Raw genomic sequence first — 16,581 nt, 5'->3', positions numbered from 1 at the left:
TCGAGGCTCGCTGCGCTCGCGCCTCAATCGGCGGAGAGCTGCATGATCGAGTCGGCGGCGAAGCCGACCGACGGGTCGCGGTCGGCGAAGAAGCCGCCCAGCTGCTTGTCGAGGTCGTCGGTCGTCCAGACGTCGCCGGACGCGTCGAAGCGCTGCGCGACGACCGGCGCGGCGACGACCGCCACCATGCCGCCGTACACGACGAAGACCTGGCCGGTGACCCGCTCGGCGGCGGGCGACGCGAGGTAGGCGACGAGCGGGGCGACGTGGTCGGGCGAGTACGGGTCGACGGTGCGACCGGAGGTGTCCTCGCCGAAGACGTCGGCGGTCATCGCCGTGCGGGCCCGCGGGCAGATGGCGTTGGCGCGGACGCCGATGCGCGACAGCCCGCGCGCCGTCGACAGGGTCAGCGCCGCGATGCCGGCCTTGGCGGCCGCGTAGTTGGGCTGGCCCGGAGAGCCGCCCAGGAACGCCTCGGAGGCCGTGTTGATCACGCTGCCGTAGACCGGCGCACCGGCTTCCTTCGACCGGCCGCGCCAGTACGACGCCGCGTTGCGGCTCAGCAGGAAGTGGCCCCGGAGGTGCACCGCGATGACGGCGTCCCACTCCTCGTCGGACATGTTGAAGAGCATCCGGTCACGGGTCATGCCCGCGTTGTTGACGACGATGTCGAGCCCGCCGTAGCCGTCGACGGCGGCGGCGACCATCGCGTCGGCCGTCGCTCGCTGGCTGACGTCGCCGGCGACGACCGTGGCGTCGCCACCGCGACTGCGGATCTCCTCCACGGCCTCGTCGCCGGCTCCGGGCAGGTCGTTGACGACCACCCGAGCCCCGGCGTCGGCGAGCGCCAGCGCCTCCGCGCGACCGAGCCCGGCGCCAGCGCCGGTGACGATCGCGACCTTGCCGTCGAGACTCGTGCTCACTCGTCGTCCTCGACGAGACTGATGGCGGCGCGCGGGCAGGCCGCCACGGCCTGCCGCACCCGCTGCTCGTTCTCGGGCGTCACCTCGTCGGTGTTGAGCTGCAGGAAGTCGTCGTCGTCCAGCTCGAACACGTCGGGCGCGAGCGCCTCGCACATGGCGTTCGACTCACAGAGGTCGAAGTCGACCTTGATCTTCATGTTGTTCCTCTCGTCAGACCATCTTGCGGTGGTCCCAGGTGGCGACGTGCTCCGGATGGATGATCACGCCGACCCGCTTCTGTGCCTGCTTCTCGACCGTCTCGCGCCCGAGGTCGCCGAGCGCCTCGAAGGACTCGGCCTGCACCATCCGGGTCGCGACCTCCGAGCCGATCGAGTAGATCGCGTCGTAGTCGCGCACGATCTCGGCCTTGCCCTTGATGGAGACCCCGCGCAGCTCGAAGTAGTCGGTCCCGTCCTCGACGAGCGCGCTCACCCGCGGGTCACGCTCGAGGTTGCGGATCTTCTGGCTGCGGCCGTAGGTCCAGAACGCGATCTTGCCGTCGCGCACGATGTAGAACAGCGTGGTCAGGTGCGGCACGCCGTCGGGGCCGTTGCTCGCCACCTGCACCTTGAGGTTCTCCCCCAGCAGCGCCAGGGTCTCGTCGTCAGTGAGCTTGATCGCGTCTCTGCCGCTGGTCATCAGGGTCCTTCCGAGGAGTGGCCGGGGAACACGTGGGCGCTGGGGTCGATCACGACCGCCGCGTTGTTGACGGCCGTGGCGGCCTCTCCGAACCCGACCGCGATCAGCCGCACCTTGCCGGGGTAGTCGGTGATGTCGCCGGCCGCGAAGACCCGCTCGAGGTTGGTGCGCATCGACGAGTCGACGACCAGGTGCCGCTTGTGGGTGTCGATGCCCCACTGCTGCAGCGGGCCGAGGTCGGCGATGAAGCCGAGCGCCGCGACGACAGCCTGGGCCTTGCGGGTGGTCGCCTCGCCGTCGACGGTGATCTCGACCTCGGCGAGCGCGCCCTCGCTGCCGCCGGTCGCGTCGCGCAGCGCGGTGACCTCGGCCTTGGTGATGATCTCGACCGACGACTCGCGGACCTGCTCGACGGTCCGTGCGTGCGCGCGGAACGCGTCGCGTCGGTGCACGAGGGCGACCGAGCTCGCGACCGGCTCCAGGTGCAGCGCCCAGTCGAACGCGCTGTCGCCGCCGCCGACGATCACCACGTCCTTGCCGACGTACGGGTCGAAGCTCGGGACGAAGAACTCCATGCCGCGGCCGAGCCAGCCGTCGCCGGCGGGCAGCGCGCGCGGGCTGAACTTGCCGATGCCGGCGGTGATGATCATGACCTTGGCGCGCACCGACGTGCCGTCGTCGAGGCCGAGGGTGACGCCGTCGGCGTCGTGCTCGAGCGTGGTCGCGGTGCGGTCGAGGAGGTACGACGGCGACGCGGTCGCTGCCTGCGCGACGAGACCCTCGACCAGCTCGCGGCCCTTGACGGTCGGGAACCCCGCGACGTCGAGGATCGCCTTCTCGGGGTACATCGCGGTGATCTGACCGCCCAGCTCCGGCAGCGAGTCGACGACGGCGACGCTCATGCCGCGGAAGCCGGCGTAGTAGGCAGCGAACAGCCCTGTCGGGCCGGCACCCACGATCACCAGGTCATGCTCCACGGAAGAAACTGTAACGTGTTCTACTTCTTCGTGGGGCATGACCCACCTCTCAGTCGCTGGCTATTGCGTTTGCAGACCGTCGACGAACCAGCCGTCGTCCGTGTGCACCATGGTGATGACCGCGCGGTACGGCGTGTAGGTGTTGGTCGCGTCCTCACCCTCGCCGCGGAAGATGTACTGGTTGAGGAAGACCAGCGCCTCGAGCTCGGTGTCGTTGGCCCGGACGACGCTCTGGGCGACCACCCTGACCTGGACCTCGGTCTTCTTGGCGATGAACTCGCGCCGTACGTCGTCGGTGGTCGCCTTGTACTCCTGCGCGAACTCCTCGGTCATCAGACGGATCGCGTCCTCGACGCCCTGGTCGTAGGACTCCCAGTTGCGCGCGAACATCGTCTGCGCCGCCACCGCGGCGGCCTCGACACCCTCCTGGACCGCGAGCTGGTTGAGGACCACCGGCCGCCCGGACGGCACCGAGATCGCCGGGTCGTCGTCGGCGTCCTGGGACTCCGAGGCGGTGTCCCGCGCGGCGTCTGTCCGGTCGTCGTTGGCGCGGTCGTGGAAGTAGAACCACACCCCCTGCAGCAGCAGGAGGGTGACGAAGACGGCGACCAGCACGAGCAGCATCCGGGTCGCCTTCGGGCTGGCGAGCGCGGTCTCCTTCGACGCACCGTCGTCGTCGGCCGGCGGCTGCTTCGACACGCGCGGCTTCGGGGGGTTGGGCGGCTTGCCCTGGTCAGCCTGCTTGGCCCGGTCAGCCTGCTCGACCTGCTCGGGCTGCTGCTCGGCGGACCCGGGCTGCTCGTCCGCGGTCGCGTCCCTACCGGCGATCTTGCGGGGCTTGGGCGTCGTGATGCGCGAGGGGCGACGCGGCGCGTTTCTACTCATCGGCGGGTCACTCCACGTACTGCAGGTCGCTGGTCAGCCACCGGTCGTCGACGAGCTCGAGGTCGAGCTGGAGCCGGTAGGTGCGGGACTGGGGCTCGAACTCGGTCAGCTCGTTGGTCACGGTTCCGCTGGTCGCCACGATCACGGTCGCGTCGTCGGGGTCGCCGGCGACCAGACCCGCCCACACGACCTCGCCGGTCTGGGTGGCCTTGGCCTGCCGGGTCAGGTCGGCGAGGTCCTCGGAGGCATTGGTGTACTGCCGGAGGAACTGACCGGTGGAGAGCGACTTGACCGCCTCGATGTTCGCCTCGACGTCCTCGTAGTTGATGTTGAGGAAGGCGTTGACCATCTTGGTGGCGGCCTCGAGCTGCTCCGCCGTGCGGATCTGCTCCTCCTCCGGCGCCGGCTCCATCGCGGAGACGGTCCCCCGGCCGACGTCCTCGCCGGCCCGGGTGTCGGGCGCCACCGCGAGCCGCTCGTCGGTGATCACCGCGATCGCGTCGCTGAACCAGTTGCCGGAGCGGTCACCGCCGTCGCGCTCGTGGGAGCTCCACATCCGCGAACCGGCCAGGCCGACAGCCGCGACACAGAGCAGCGCGACGACGTACAGCACGATGTTGAGGCGGACCCTGCTACGCCCCCCCTGCTCGTCCGCCTGCTCGTCCGCCTGCTCGCCTACCGGCCCAGACTTCAACGGGCCACCGGACCCACGAGCAGCCACTTCCACGCATCCCCTCCCAGGACGGACATGTTCCCGGTCTGGCGGAACTGCACCTGGCGTCCCTCGCCATCACGGACGCCGGGCACGGTTCCCGTCACCGGGTCGTAGACGCCACTGTAGACGCGAGGGGTCGAGGCGTTGCCGCGGCGGGCCGGTACGTACTTGGGTCCGCGCATGACGTACGGCGGACCCGAGTTGCACTGGGCCGGGAAGTACTGCGTGTCCGTGAGGTCGTGCGGCGAGCGCCACCTGCTGGGCGGCAGGTAGCCGTCGGTGCACGGCGGGACGCTGTAGTCCATCTGCACGTTGATGTGACCCCAGCCGTCCCGGGTGCTGCCCGTCGGACCGCCGGCCATCAGGGTCGGGTAGGTCACCAGGAGCTGCTCCAGCCCGTCGAGGTTGGCCAGCACGACCTGGTCGACCGTGACCAGGTCGCTGAACAGCGCGGGCAGGGTCGGCTCGAGGTCCTCGAGCAGCTTCTGCAGCTCGCGCGCCGCGCCGGGCGTGCTCGACAGCACCTTGCGCAGGTCCTTGTCGCTGCCCCGGAGCGCCGCGGTCAGGGTCGCGAGGTCTCGGGCGAAGGAACGGATGTTCTCCTTCTGCCCCTGCTGGGTCCGTAGCACGGTGAGGCCGTTGCGGAGGAGGGTGATCGTCTCGTCGGTGTGGGCCGTGGCCTCCTCGACGAAGAGCGACCCGTTGTCGAGCAGCGCCTGGAGGTCGCGGCCGGTGTCGCCGAACAGGAGACCGAGCTCCTCCACCACCACCCGGAGGCTCTGCTTGTCGACGGAGCCGACGAAGTCGTCGAGGTCGACCAGCAGGTCCGCCTCGTCGACGGGGAGCGAGGACTCGTCGCCGTGGAAGACCGTGCCGTCCTCGGCGTACGGCGCCTCCTCGTCCTCGGGCTGGAAGTCGAGGTACTGCTCACCGACCGCGGAGAGGTTGTGGACGTACATCTTGGAGTCGGTCGGGAGCTCGGTCTCCTCCTCGATCGCGAGCTCGAGCTCGATGCCGTCGGTCGTCGGCGTCATCTTGGTGACCTTGCCGATCTTGACGCCGCGGTAGGTCACCTCGCTGCCCTCGAAGAGGCCACCGGACCCGGGCAGGGTCGCGGTCACGGTGTGGCCGCTGCCGGTGACCCGGTCGATGAAGCCGAGATAGCTGGCCGTGATGTAGGTGATGCCCACGGCGCTCAGCACGACGAACGCCATGAGTCGGATCCGGACGCCGCGGCTCATGTGGTCACCCCCAGCAGTCCGGACGGGTCGGCGGACGGGTCCGGGTCGGCGCCGCCGACGAGCGACTGCGAGAGACCGTTCACGCCGTCCCGGTAGCCGTTGAGGCTGTCGCCGAGGGCACCCCGGTTGAGGAGACCGCCGAGGTCGAGGTCGGGCAACGCGTTCAGCACCCGGCAGACCGGCGAGTCCCGCAGGGCCTCCTTGCGGCACTGCCTCTTGAGGTCGCGGAGCAGGTCGACGTCCCTGAGCACCTTCGCGCAAGCCGAGCTCGAGAGGCTTCCGCTGCGCAGGCAGCGCTGGACCTGGTTGAGGATCTCGCCGGGGTCGGGGAGCGTGATCTCCGGGATGCCGACGTTCTTCAGGAGGTTCTCGAGGTCGAGGTCCACCCGCGCGATGGTGTCGGCGTAGTCGCCCTGGACGATGTTGTTGGCCGCCTTCGGGAAGGGGAAGCTGACCATCAGGTTGATCCCCGGGCCGAGGGAGTGGCCGGCCTCGTAGAGCTTCGTGAGCACCGGGTGGAGGTGCTCCAGCATCTTGAGGATGTCCTCCTTGCTGGCGTTGATGACCCGGGTGCCGACGCGTCCGAGCCGCTCGAGCGCCCCGAGCATCCCGATCAGCTCGTCGTGCTGGTCGGCCAGGACGTCGATCGCCGGCCCGATCGCGTCGAGCGCGTCGCCGATGGTGTCCTTCTCGGCGTTCAGCGTCGCGGCCAGGTTGTTCATCGACTCCAGGGCGTTGATGATGTCGCCCTTCTGCTGGTCGAGCGTGGCGACCACGCCCTCGAGCGAGCCGAGCATCGCCTTGAGCCGGTCCTCGCGGCCGCTCATGACCAGGTTGGCCTCACGGGTGATGGTGCCGAGCTGGGCGACCCCTCCCCCGCTCAGCAGGAAGGAGAGCGCACCGAGCACCTCCTCGACCTCGGGGTTGCGGCCCGTGACCGACAGCGGGATCTCGTCGTCCTCCTCGAGCCGGCCCTCCGGCTCCTGCTCGGTCGGCTCCTCGAGCGAGATGTACTTCTCGCCCAGCAGCGAGACCTGCTGGATGTCGGCGATCGCGTTGTCGGGGAGGACCACGTCGTCCTTGATCCGCAGCACGACGCGGGCGTGCCAGCCCTCCCGCTCGACCTCGGTCACCTCGCCGACGACGACGTCGTCGACCATGACCGGTGAGCGCGGGACGACGTTGAGCACGTCGCGGAACTCGGCGGTGACCTCGAAGGACTCGTCCTCGCTGACCGGCGAGCCGGGCAGAGGAAGGTCGTAGGCCCCGTCGAAGTCGCAGCCGCTCAGGAGCGAGGCGCCCAGCGCGGTCGCGAGCAGCCAGGGTGCGGTGCGCATCACGATCCACCTCCGAGGAGCCCGGCGAGCGACGGGTCGGACGTCGGCACGTACGCGACCTCGTCCGGCTTCGGGACGTTCAGCCGCGTCTTGTCCTTCGACACCGCTTCCTTCGGGGTGTACTCCTCATAACCGGGAGGGAAGAACGGCAGGCTGTCGACGATCGGGCTCAGCAGCTGAGCGATCAGGTCGCACGCGGTGTCCTTGAGCGCCCGCGGCATGCCGGGGTTCTGCTGGATGAGCCCGCAGATGAACCCGTCCGCGGTCCAGATGTTGGCGCCGATCCCCACCCGCGAGTTCTGCGAGCCGGTCGAGTGGTCGAAGCCCAGGTGGAGCGAGTCCATCGCGGTGGGTGCGACCTCGAGCGCGGTGTTGAGGTTGTCCTTCTCCGAGGCGATGGCCGCCATCACGCTCGACAGCTTCTGGATGTCCTTCGACAATGCCTCGCGGTTGTCGCGGACGAACGACTCGACGCTGCCGACCGCACTCGCCACCGCGGCCACGGCCTGCTGGAGCTCGTCGCTCTCGGTCGCGAGGGTCTCCGAGACCCCGGCGAGGTCCTGCATGAACGCGCGGACCAGGGCGTCGTTGTCGGCGAGGGTGGTGGTGAACTCGGCCAGGCTGGTCACGGTCGCGAACAGCGGCCCGGCGCCCTCGCCGAAGGTCTCGGCGGCGAGCGCGAGCTCGCGGATCATCTCGTTGCCGGCGGCACCCTGGCCCTCGAGGGCGTTCTTCCCGGCGCGCAGCAGGTTGTCGAGCGAACCGTCCTTGTTGACACCGTTGGGGCCGAGCGCCCGGGTCAGCGCCTGGAGGCTGGCGTAGATCCGGTCGAGCTCCACCGGCACGCCGGTGTCCGGCAGCTCGATGGTCGCGTCGTCGGCCAGGACGGGTCCGCCCTCGTAGATCGGCGTGAGCTGCACGAACCGGTCGGCCACCAGGGTCGGCGTCACGATCACGGCTTGCGCGTCGGCCGGCAGGTCGTACGACGCGTCGTACTCCATCTCGACCCGGACGGCGTTGCCCGCCGGGGTGACCGAGGTGACCTCGCCGACGTTGACGCCCAGGATCCGCACGTCGGTGCCCTTGTAGACGCTCACGGCGCGGGGGAACATCGCCGTCACCGACTTGGTCTCGCGGTCGGAAACCGCGACGTTCAGCACCGCTCCCACGGCGAGGAGGAGCGCGACCAGGAGGACGATCCTCCGGTCAATCCGCTGCCAGATCTGCTTTGCCATCGCCATCACTCCGGGAATCCGGGTTGGAACTCGCCGGTCGGGATGGAGAGCAGGTTGATCGCCACCGCGTCGAACCACGGACCGGTGCCGATGATGTTGCTGAGGATGTCGACGTACGGGCCCAGCTCGTGCAGCGTCGCCTTCAGCTGGTCCCGCCGGTCGACCAGCATGGTCAGCAGCTCGTCGACCTCGGCCAGCGCCGGCCCGATCTGCTGCTCGTTGTCCTCGGCCAGGCCCTGCAGCTCCTCGGCCAGGATCCGCGCGTTGACCAGCAGCCGGTGCACGGCCGCCTTGCGGCTCTGGAGCTCCTTGAAGACCAGGTCGCTGTGCCGCATCAGGTCGACGATGTCCTCGCTGCGCCGCTCGAGGACCTTGGTGACCTTCTGCGAGCTCTCGAACAGCGTCTGGATCTCCTCGTCACGCTGGGACACGCTCCGCGACAGCCGGGCGATGCCGTCGAACGCCGCGGCGATCTCGGGAGCGGAGCCGTCGAGCGTCCCGGAGACGACGTCGAGCGCCTCGGACAGCTGGTTGGTGTCGATCTCCTCGGTGGTCGTCGCCAGGTCACCGAAGACGCCCACGATGTCGTAGGCCGCCTCGGTCCGCTCGAGCGGGATCGTGTCACCGGCCTCGAGCTCGCCCTCCCCCTGCGGCTGCAGGTCGAGGAACTTCTCGCCCAGCAGGTTCAGCACCTCGATGGACGCCGTGGTCTCCGGCCCGAAGTCGACGTCGCCGTCGATCTCGAACTTCACCAGCACCCGGTCGTCGTCCAGCGAGACATCGCTGACCCGGCCCACCCGCAGGCCGCCGACCTGGACCATGTTGCCCTTGTGGATGCCGCTGGCGTCGCTGAACTCGGCGTAGTACGTCGTGCCGCGGAAGCCCGGGAACTTGGACAGGTTGAACGTGGCGGCCGAGACCACCGCCATCAGCACCAGGGTGATCACCCCGAGCCGCATGATCCTTGCGTCGCTGGCTCTCATCGGTCCAAGCACCTCGGCACTTCCGAGTGGAACTCGAACTTCCCGATGTAGTCCTGGATCTGCCGGATGATCGGGATGTTGCCGAGCGCGGGAAGGTCGACGCGCACCGACGCGCCGCAGATGTAGTACTGGTACCAGGAGCCGTAGGTGCCGGTGCGGATCTGGTCCGACATCACCTCAGGCATCCGGTCGAGCAGGTCGACGAACTCCCGGCGCTGCGCCGGCGTGTTGATGAGGGCGGCCAGGTCCTTGAGCGCGGCGATGTCCTTCTTCAGGAGGGGGCGACCCCGGCGGAGCAGGTCGGCGACGGTGACCGTCAGGTCGGAGATGTTGTCGAGCGAGCCGCCGATGGTCTTGCGGTCGCGGGCGAGGTCCTGCATCCAGTCCTTCAGCTCGATGACCAGCGTGCTCAGCTGCTTGTGGCGCTTGTTGACCGTGTTGAGGGTCTCGCTGAGGTTGGTCACCACCTGGCCGATGAGCTGGTCGCGGTCGGCGAGCGTGGTGGTCAGCGAGGCGGTGTGCTCGAGCAGTCCGCGGACGGTGCCGCCCTCGCCCTGCAGCACCTGCACCAGGTTCATGCTGAGCTCGTTGACCTGGTCGGGGGTGAGGGCCTGGAACAGCGGCTTGAACCCGTCGAACAGGACGGTCAGGTCGAGCGAGGGGCTCGTCTGGTCGACCGGGATGGTGTCGCCGTCGTCGAGGGTCTCGGCGTCGCCCGCGCCCTGCCCCTCCTCGAGGGCCAGGTAACGGTCGCCGACCAGGTTGAGGAAGCGGATCTCGGCGGTCGAGGCCGTGGTGAGCTCGATGTCGTCGTCGATGCGGAACGTCACCATCGCCATCGACCGCTCGTGGTGCTCGACCTTCTTGATCTCGCCGACGCTCACGCCGGCGATCCGGACGTCGTCGCCCTTCTCCAGGGTGCTGGCGTTGGTGAAGACGGCCTGGTAGGTCTTCCCGCCCGCGAGGCTGAGGTTGCCCATGATCACCGCGAGCAGCCCGGTCAGGAAGATCGAGACCAGGGAGAAGATGACGAGCTTGATGCCCGCTGAGTAGAACGCGGCATTGCGTCGGTTCTTCATCATCCGGCGGCCCTCCCCTCGCGGACCACGGGCCCGTAGAGCAGCGAGCCGAGCGCGCCGTACTCGTCGGGCTGCCGGCCGGTGCGGCTGGCCAGCAGGGCGTTGACGACCTGCTGGTCACCCTCGGTGCCGGCGAACCCACTGGAGAGGTCGATCTCGGGCAGCGCTCCGAAGTTGGGGATCGGACTGGTCGGCGGGGTCTCGTCGATGTCGCTGCCGTTGTCGAGCGGCACCCGGTCTCCCGGGACCTTGAACTTCGGCAGCCCGAGGCACCACGGACCGTGCCCGACCTCGCCGTACTCCATGAAGTCGGACTCGTCGAAGTGGCGGTACTGGGCGTTGCCGAACTCGAAGTACTGCTTCACGACGTTGCCCTCGAACGTCCTCGACAGGATCGGGGCGTACGCCGCGGCGCCCTTGATCAGGCACGGCAGCTGGGGCGAGTAGGTGCGCAGCAGGGCGAGGATGGGCTCGGTGACCCGGCCGACCTCGATCATGTTCTGCTCGTTGGACCTCAGGATCCGGGTCGAGGTGTTCGCGAGGCCGGCGAGGTCGGAGAAGAAGACGTCGAGGTCCTCGGCCTTCTCGGTGATCGTCTTGCTGGTGACGGTCACGTTGTCGAGCACGTCGAGCAGGTCGGGGGCAGCGAGGTCGTAGGCGTCGGCGACGTCGGCGAGCGCGATCAGGTCCTGGCGCAGCGTCGGCAGGTAGTCGTCGATGGTGCCGAGGTAGGCACCGAGGTCGTCCATCGTCTCGCCGATCTGCTCGCCGCGACCTTCGAGCGCCGTCGCCAGCGCGCTGAGGGTGGCGTTCAGGTCGGCCGGCTGCACGGCCCGCAGCAACGGGAAGAGGTCGGCGAGGATCTGGCTCAGCTCGACGTTGGTCTCGACCCGGTCGGACGGGATCACGTCGCCGTCCTGGAGCGAATCCGAGGAGGGCACGTCCGGGCGGTTGAACGCGATGTACTTCTGCCCGAAGAGCGTGGTCGGGAGGATCTCGACGGTGATGTTGGAGGGGATCTTCTCGGCCGCGTCGGGATCCAGCGCGATGTGGATCTCCGCCTCCTGGCCGTCCTGGGTGACCTTCCGGACCTGTCCGACCAGGGCGCCGTGGATGCGCACGTCACCGAACTTGGCGAGCTGGAGGCCGGCCCGGTCCGCCTTGACGGTCACCATCGTGACCCGGTCGAACTCCTTGTTGTAGATCGCGATCGAGAACCAGACCAGCAGCGCGATGGTCAGCAGGAAGCCGATGCCGGCCACGAGGAGCCGGTTGTGCTCCTTGGCGGAGTCGTGATGGATGTTGACGAGCATCAGCCGGTGATCCTGACTGTCGTCGTCGAGCCCCAGATGGCGAAGCTCAGGAAGAAGTCGGCAACCACGATGGTGACGATGCTGGTCCGGATGGCCTGACCGACGGCGCGCCCGACGCCTGCGGGTCCGCCGGAGGCGGTGTAGCCGTAGTAGCAGTGGATGAGGATCACCGCGACCGCGAGGAAGAGCAGCTTGAAGAAGGACCAGAGCATGTCGATCGGTGGAAGGAACTGCAGGAAGTAGTGGTCGTAGGTGCCGGCCGACTGCCCGTAGATGTAGACGACGATCAGTCGCGGCGAGAGGTACGACGCGGAGAGCGCCACGATGTAGAGCGGGATCACGGCGATGAACGCCGCGATGATCCGGGTCGTCACCAGGAACGGGAGCGACGGCACCGCCATCACCTCGAGCGCGTCGATCTCCTCCGAGATCCGCATCGCGCCGAGCCGGGCGGTGTAGCCGCAGCCGACCGTGGCCGCGAGCGCGATCGCCGAGACGAGAGGCGCGACCTCGCGGGTGTTGAAGTACGCCGAGATGAAGGCGCTGAACTTCGCGACACCGATCTGGCTCAGCGACGCGTAGCCCTGCAGGCCGACCTCGGTCCCGGCGAAGAACGCCATGAACGCGATCACGCCGACCGACCCGGCGATCAGGCTCAGGCCGCCGGCGCCGAACGCCACCTCGGCCAGGGTGTTCCAGATCTCGCGGGGATAGCGCTTGATCGCGGCGGGCACCCAGAGGATCGCCTTGATGTAGAAGAGCAGCTGGTCGCCGTACCCCTCGAGGGTGCGGCGTCGCGCCTGGACGACGTCGGTGACGATCTCGCTGACCGCTGCCATGTCAGAGCCCCACCGGAGGGACGACCTGGAAGTAGATCGCCGAGATGACTGCGTTCAGGAAGAACAGGAGCATGAACGCGACGATGACGGCCTCGTTGACCGCGCGGCCGACGCCCAGGGGGCCGCCGCCGGCATTGAGGCCCTTGTAGGACCCCACGATCGCGGCCAGCCAGCCGAAGATGAGCGCCTTGACCATTGCGATGTAGAGGTCGGGCAACGACGCCAGCGCCGTGAACGAGGAGAGGAACGCGCCTGCCGAGCCGCCCTGCACGATGACGGTGAAGAAGTAGCCGCCGCCGATCCCGGCGCAGATCACGATCCCGTTGATCATGAAGGCGACGAACATCGTCGCCGCCACCCGGGGCGCGACCAGCCGTTCGAGCGGGTCGATGCCGAGCACCTCCATCGCGTCGATCTCCTCGCGGATCTTCCGGGCGCCGAGGTCGGAGCAGATGGCCGAGCCGGCAGCGCCGGCGATGATCATGGCCGCCGCGATCGGCGCGGCCTCGCGGACCGTGGCGAGCACGGCCGTCGCGCCGGCGAAGGACTGGGCGCCGAGCTGGCCGGTGAGGTTGCCGACCTGGAGCGAGATCACCGCACCGAACGGGATCGACACCAGGATCGTCGGCATCAGGGTGACGCTGGTGATGAACCAGGCCTGCTCGACGAACTCCCGGAACTGGAACGGCCGGGTGAAGAGACGCTTGGTGACCTCGACGGTCATCAGCGCCAGCTCGCCGGGACCACGGATGACCGAAGCAGCGTTGAACGCCAACCCGGCCACCTCCCGTTCGTCTGCCGTGACTGAGCCATACTAGAACGTGTTCTTGTTTGTGACCAACGAGACACGCATCGTCTCGTTACACAAGACGCTAACGACCCCGGAGCGACCACAGTCACGCTATCGGGACAGATGACCTGATGGACGCGGTCCCGGTCCGCGGGACCTCGGGGCCGTAACATGCCGCAGCGTGGGCACCCCAGACGCCGGACTCGGCACCGTCGGCCGGCATCCGTCAGCCGTCCTGCTCGGCGCCCAGCTCCTCGTCGTGCTGCTGTACCCCTTCCTCGAGGAGTCGACCGCGGGACGGGCGGTGATCGGCGTCGTCCAGATGGGCGTCGTGCTGATCGCCGCCTGGGCGGTGCGCGCCACCCCGGTGCTGAGCTGGGTGGCAGTGGTGCTGGGCGTGCCGGCGATGCTGCTCACCGTCGCGGAGGCCATCTCCCCCGACACCGAGGCCGTCGTGCTCGCCTCCGCGGCGTTCCACGTGCCGTTCTACTTCTTCGTCTCCTACGCGATGATCCGCTACCTCTTCGAGGACGACGACGTGACCCGCGACGAGCTTTTCGCCGTCGGCGCGGCCTTCACCGTGGTCGCCTGGGCGTTCGCCTACGTGTACGCCGCCGCCCAGGTGGTGTGGCCCGGATCGTTCATCGGCTACGACAACCCCGACGGCAGTGCCCCGCTCGAGTGGTTCGAGCTGCTGTACCTGTCCTTCACCACGCTCACGAGCGTGGGGCTGTCGGACGTCTACCCCGTGCTCGACCACGCGCGGTCGCTGGTGATGGTCGAGCAGGTCGCAGGCGTGCTCTACGTCGCCCTGGTCATCGCCCGGCTGGTCGGGCTCACCAACCTCCGGCGCGCGCGCTGATCTCTCACCACGTCACCTGGTCGCCAAGAGCTCACTTCGTCGCCCGCACTCGCTGCGCTCGCGCGCTCCTCGCTCGTCGGGAATGCTCCGACCTCGTTCCTCGGTCGGCACTCCCTCCTCACTTCGTCGCTTCAACCATCTGGCGCAGCTCCTTGCGGAGGTCGTTGATCTCGTCGCGCAGGCGGGCCGCGAGCTCGAACTGCAGCTCGGCGGCGGCGCCCTTCATCTGGTCGGTGAGGTCCTGGATCAGCGCCGCGAGGTCCGAGCTCGGCAGTCCGGCCAGCGCGGTGGCGTGCTCACCGGAGGCGCTGTCGCCCAGCGTCGGCACCGGCGCCCGGCGGCCCTTCACTCCCCCGGCCCGGCCGCTGACGCCCGCGTCGGCCCAGGTCTGCAGCAGCGCCTGGGTCGTCTCGTCCTCGCGGGCCAGCATCTCGGTGATGTCGGCGATCTTCTTGCGCAACGGCTGCGGGTCGACGCCGTGGGCCTCGTTGTAGGCGACCTGCTTGGCCCGCCGCCGGTTGGTCTCGTCGACGGCCGACTCCATCGACGCGGTGATCCGGTCGGCGTACATGTGCACCTGGCCGGACACGTTGCGGGCAGCCCGGCCGATGGTCTGGATGAGCGACTTGTCGGAGCGCAGGAAGCCCTCCTTGTCGGCGTCGAGGATCGACACCAGGGACACCTCGGGCAGGTCGAGCCCCTCGCGGAGCAGGTTGATGCCGACGAGCACGTCGTAGGCACCGAGCCGGAGGTCGCGGAGCAGCTCGATCCGCTTCAGCGTGTCGACCTCCGAGTGGAGGTAGCGGGTGCGGATGCCGGCGTCGAGGAGGTAGTCGGTCAGGTCCTCGGACATCTTCTTGGTCAGCGTCGTGACCAGCACTCGCTCGTTGCGCTCGGTGCGGAGCCGGATCTCGTGGATCAGGTCGTCGATCTGGCCCTTGGTCGGCTTGATGATGACCTCGGGGTCGATCAGGCCGGTCGGTCGGATGATCTGCTCGACGACATCACCCTGGACCTTGTCGAGCTCGTAGTCCCCCGGCGTCGCGGAGAGGTAGATGGTCTGCCCGATCCGGTCGAGGAACTCCTCCCACCGCAACGGCCGGTTGTCCATCGCGCTCGGCAGCCGGAAGCCGTGCTCGACCAGGTTGCGCTTGCGGGACATGTCGCCTTCGTACATCCCGCCGATCTGCGGCACCGCGACGTGGGACTCGTCGATGACGAGCAGGAAGTCCTCGGGGAAGTAGTCGAGCAGGCAGTTGGGCGCCGAGCCGCGGGACCGGCCGTCGATGTGCATCGAGTAGTTCTCGATGCCGGAGCAGGTGCCGATCTGGCGCATCATCTCGATGTCGTAGGAGGTGCGCATCCGCAATCGCTGCGCCTCGAGCATCTTGCCCTGCCGCTCGAAGGTCGCCAGCTGCTCGGTGAGCTCGGCCTCGATGCCACTGATCGCCCGCTCCATCCGGTCGGGGCCGGCGACGTAGTGGCTGGCGGGGAAGATGTAGAGCTCGGTGTCCTCGGTGAGCACCTCGCCGGTGACCGGGTGGAGGGTCATCATCCGCTCGATCTCGTCGCCGAAGAACTCGACCCGGATGGCCATCTCCTCGTAGACCGGGAAGATCTCGAGCGTGTCGCCGCGGACCCGGAACGTGCCGCGGGTGAACGACAGGTCGTTGCGGGTGTACTGGATCTCGACCAGCCGGCGCAGCACCGAGTCGCGGTCGTGCTCCTGGCCCACGCGCAGCCGCACCATGCGGTCGACGTACTCCTGCGGCGTGCCGAGGCCGTAGATGCACGACACGGTCGACACCACGATCACGTCGCGCCGCGTGAGCAGGCTGTTGGTCGCGGAGTGTCGCAGCCGCTCGACCTCCTCGTTGATCGAGCTGTCCTTCTCGATGTAGGTGTCGGTCTGCGGGACGTAGGCCTCGGGCTGGTAGTAGTCGTAGTAGGAGACGAAGTACTCGATCGCGTTCCTCGGGAACAGCTGGCGCAGCTCGTTGGCGAACTGGGCCGCCAGGGTCTTGTTGGGCTGCAGAACGAGCAGGGGCCGCTGCACCTGCTCAGCGACCCAGGCGACGGTCGCGGTCTTGCCGGTGCCGGTGGCGCCGAGCAGGACGACGTCCTTCGTGCCGGCCTCGATCCGGCGCGTGATCTCGGCGATCGCCGCCGGCTGGTCGCCGGACGGCTGGTAGTCGGACTCCACCTTGAAGGGCGCGACGCGACGCTCGAGGTCAGTGATCGGACGCATGGCTACGAGCGTACGGCGGCCCGGGGACAACGCCCCGGCCCGGTCAGCGGCGAGGGCGGTCCGGCCGGATGCGGAGGGTGTGCAGGGCGGTCGCGAGCATCCGGTAGTGGCCGACCAGCATCACGATCTCGATCGCGACCCGCTCGTCGTACTCCTCCCGGAGCGCGGCCCAGGTGTCGTCGGTGAGGTCGTCGTCGGCCAACAGTTCGTCGGCGGCGGCGAGCAGCAGCCGGTCCGATCCGGTCCAGCCGTCGAGCCCACCGGCCTCGACCCGGGCGATCTGCTCGGGGGTCAACCCGGACCGGCGGCCGATCCGACGGTGCTGGGTGAGCTCGTACTCCGAGCCGCAGGTGGCCGCGACCCGCAGGATCACCAGCTCGGTCTGGCGGCGCGGGAGCCGGCCGCCGGGCATCAGCCGGCCCGCGAAGTGCAGCCAGCCCCAGAACAGCCGACGGTTGCGGCCGAGGGTCAGGAAC

General features: G+C 68.8%; 17 protein-coding genes. 1 reads left to right on the top strand and 16 read right to left on the bottom strand.

What is annotated here, in order from left to right; translation table 11 throughout:
* Positions 1-23 precede the first annotated feature (23 nt).
* The 14 genes from H0488_RS08845 to H0488_RS08780 are packed head-to-tail and all read right to left on the bottom strand — an operon-like array spanning position 24 to position 12,929.
* Positions 24-923, bottom strand: a complete 900-nt coding sequence (locus H0488_RS08845) for a 3-oxoacyl-ACP reductase (protein ID WP_183098911.1) — start codon at positions 921-923, stop codon at positions 24-26.
* Complete coding sequence (locus H0488_RS08840) at positions 920-1,120, bottom strand: ferredoxin (protein WP_183098910.1); 201 nt, start codon at positions 1,118-1,120, stop codon at positions 920-922. Before H0488_RS08840 ends, H0488_RS08845 begins: the two co-directional genes overlap by 4 nt.
* Positions 1,121-1,133: 13 nt before the next feature.
* Positions 1,134-1,601, bottom strand: coding sequence for a pyridoxamine 5'-phosphate oxidase family protein (locus tag H0488_RS08835; RefSeq protein WP_183098909.1), 468 nt, complete (start codon positions 1,599-1,601; stop codon positions 1,134-1,136).
* Positions 1,601-2,578, bottom strand: a complete 978-nt coding sequence (locus H0488_RS08830; RefSeq protein ID WP_312856253.1) for an NAD(P)/FAD-dependent oxidoreductase — start codon at positions 2,576-2,578, stop codon at positions 1,601-1,603. The genes H0488_RS08835 and H0488_RS08830 overlap by 1 nt, the downstream gene beginning before the upstream one ends.
* Before the next feature lie 60 nt (positions 2,579-2,638).
* On the bottom strand, positions 2,639-3,463 hold the full coding sequence (locus tag H0488_RS08825; RefSeq protein WP_183098907.1) for a flagellar basal body-associated FliL family protein: 825 nt from the start codon (positions 3,461-3,463) through the stop codon (positions 2,639-2,641).
* A gap of 7 nt (positions 3,464-3,470) precedes the next feature.
* Positions 3,471-4,157, bottom strand: a complete 687-nt coding sequence (locus H0488_RS08820; protein WP_183098906.1) for an Rv1363c family protein — start codon at positions 4,155-4,157, stop codon at positions 3,471-3,473.
* Complete coding sequence (locus H0488_RS08815) at positions 4,154-5,419, bottom strand: MCE family protein (protein ID WP_183098905.1); 1,266 nt, start codon at positions 5,417-5,419, stop codon at positions 4,154-4,156. The genes H0488_RS08820 and H0488_RS08815 overlap by 4 nt, the downstream gene beginning before the upstream one ends.
* Positions 5,416-6,756 (bottom strand): MCE family protein, encoded by a 1,341-nt coding sequence (locus H0488_RS08810; protein ID WP_183098904.1) that lies wholly within the window; start codon positions 6,754-6,756, stop codon positions 5,416-5,418. Before H0488_RS08810 ends, H0488_RS08815 begins: the two co-directional genes overlap by 4 nt.
* The gene (locus H0488_RS08805; RefSeq protein ID WP_183098903.1) at positions 6,756-7,991 is read right to left on the bottom strand and encodes an MCE family protein; all 1,236 of its coding nucleotides are present in this window, start codon (positions 7,989-7,991) and stop codon (positions 6,756-6,758) included. Before H0488_RS08805 ends, H0488_RS08810 begins: the two co-directional genes overlap by 1 nt.
* 5 nt (positions 7,992-7,996) lie before the next feature.
* Positions 7,997-8,974: an MCE family protein gene (locus H0488_RS08800; RefSeq protein WP_183098902.1), complete on the bottom strand. Its 978-nt coding sequence runs from the start codon at positions 8,972-8,974 to the stop codon at positions 7,997-7,999.
* Positions 8,971-10,056, bottom strand: a complete 1,086-nt coding sequence (locus H0488_RS08795; RefSeq protein WP_246371656.1) for an MCE family protein — start codon at positions 10,054-10,056, stop codon at positions 8,971-8,973. The genes H0488_RS08800 and H0488_RS08795 overlap by 4 nt, the downstream gene beginning before the upstream one ends.
* Entirely contained in the window at positions 10,053-11,366 is a 1,314-nt protein-coding gene (locus H0488_RS08790) for an MCE family protein (RefSeq protein ID WP_183098901.1), read from the bottom strand. Before H0488_RS08790 ends, H0488_RS08795 begins: the two co-directional genes overlap by 4 nt.
* Positions 11,366-12,205 carry an MlaE family ABC transporter permease gene (locus H0488_RS08785; RefSeq protein WP_183098900.1) on the bottom strand — a complete coding sequence of 280 codons (840 nt, stop codon included), beginning with the start codon at positions 12,203-12,205 and terminating at the stop codon, positions 11,366-11,368. The genes H0488_RS08790 and H0488_RS08785 overlap by 1 nt, the downstream gene beginning before the upstream one ends.
* A gap of 1 nt (position 12,206) precedes the next feature.
* On the bottom strand, positions 12,207-12,929 hold the full coding sequence (locus tag H0488_RS08780) for an MlaE family ABC transporter permease (protein WP_183098922.1): 723 nt from the start codon (positions 12,927-12,929) through the stop codon (positions 12,207-12,209).
* A gap of 247 nt (positions 12,930-13,176) precedes the next feature.
* On the opposite strand from H0488_RS08780, the gene H0488_RS08775 reads away from it, so the two are divergent.
* Complete coding sequence (locus H0488_RS08775) at positions 13,177-13,857, top strand: ion channel (RefSeq protein ID WP_183098899.1); 681 nt, start codon at positions 13,177-13,179, stop codon at positions 13,855-13,857.
* Positions 13,858-13,975: 118 nt separating this feature from the next.
* On the opposite strand, the gene uvrB is transcribed toward H0488_RS08775, so the two are convergent.
* Together uvrB and H0488_RS08765 are read right to left on the bottom strand one after the other, a co-directional pair.
* A complete protein-coding gene (uvrB, locus tag H0488_RS08770; RefSeq protein ID WP_183098898.1) occupies positions 13,976-16,105 on the bottom strand; it encodes an excinuclease ABC subunit UvrB in 2,130 nt (709 codons plus the stop codon).
* Between the two features lie 43 nt (positions 16,106-16,148).
* Positions 16,149-16,581 (bottom strand): carboxymuconolactone decarboxylase family protein (locus H0488_RS08765; protein ID WP_183098897.1); only part of this gene is annotated, 433 nt, incomplete at its 5' end.

The organism is Nocardioides pelophilus (assembly GCF_014180685.1).
GTDB classification, from domain to species: domain Bacteria; phylum Actinomycetota; class Actinomycetes; order Propionibacteriales; family Nocardioidaceae; genus Nocardioides; species Nocardioides pelophilus.
The sequence above is the reverse complement of the archived record's forward strand: the minus strand, read 5'-3'. Positions and strand labels throughout refer to the sequence as shown.

Bases quoted from the DNA above. Each gene is read 5' to 3' on its own strand.
- H0488_RS08840 (WP_183098910.1), bottom strand. From the start codon at position 1,120: ATGAAGATCAAGGTCGACTTCGACCTCTGTGAGTCGAACGCCATGTGC.
- H0488_RS08835 (WP_183098909.1), bottom strand. From the start codon at position 1,601: ATGACCAGCGGCAGAGACGCGATCAAGCTCACTGACGACGAGACCCTG.
- H0488_RS08825 (WP_183098907.1), bottom strand. From the start codon at position 3,463: ATGAGTAGAAACGCGCCGCGTCGCCCCTCGCGCATCACGACGCCCAAG.
- H0488_RS08815 (WP_183098905.1), bottom strand. From the start codon at position 5,419: ATGAGCCGCGGCGTCCGGATCCGACTCATGGCGTTCGTCGTGCTGAGC.
- H0488_RS08810 (WP_183098904.1), bottom strand. From the start codon at position 6,756: ATGCGCACCGCACCCTGGCTGCTCGCGACCGCGCTGGGCGCCTCGCTC.
- H0488_RS08805 (WP_183098903.1), bottom strand. From the start codon at position 7,991: ATGGCAAAGCAGATCTGGCAGCGGATTGACCGGAGGATCGTCCTCCTG.
- H0488_RS08800 (WP_183098902.1), bottom strand. From the start codon at position 8,974: ATGAGAGCCAGCGACGCAAGGATCATGCGGCTCGGGGTGATCACCCTG.
- H0488_RS08795 (WP_246371656.1), bottom strand. From the start codon at position 10,056: ATGATGAAGAACCGACGCAATGCCGCGTTCTACTCAGCGGGCATCAAG.
- H0488_RS08790 (WP_183098901.1), bottom strand. From the start codon at position 11,366: ATGCTCGTCAACATCCATCACGACTCCGCCAAGGAGCACAACCGGCTC.
- H0488_RS08785 (WP_183098900.1), bottom strand. From the start codon at position 12,205: ATGGCAGCGGTCAGCGAGATCGTCACCGACGTCGTCCAGGCGCGACGC.
- H0488_RS08780 (WP_183098922.1), bottom strand. From the start codon at position 12,929: ATGACCGTCGAGGTCACCAAGCGTCTCTTCACCCGGCCGTTCCAGTTC.
- uvrB (WP_183098898.1), bottom strand. From the start codon at position 16,105: ATGCGTCCGATCACTGACCTCGAGCGTCGCGTCGCGCCCTTCAAGGTG.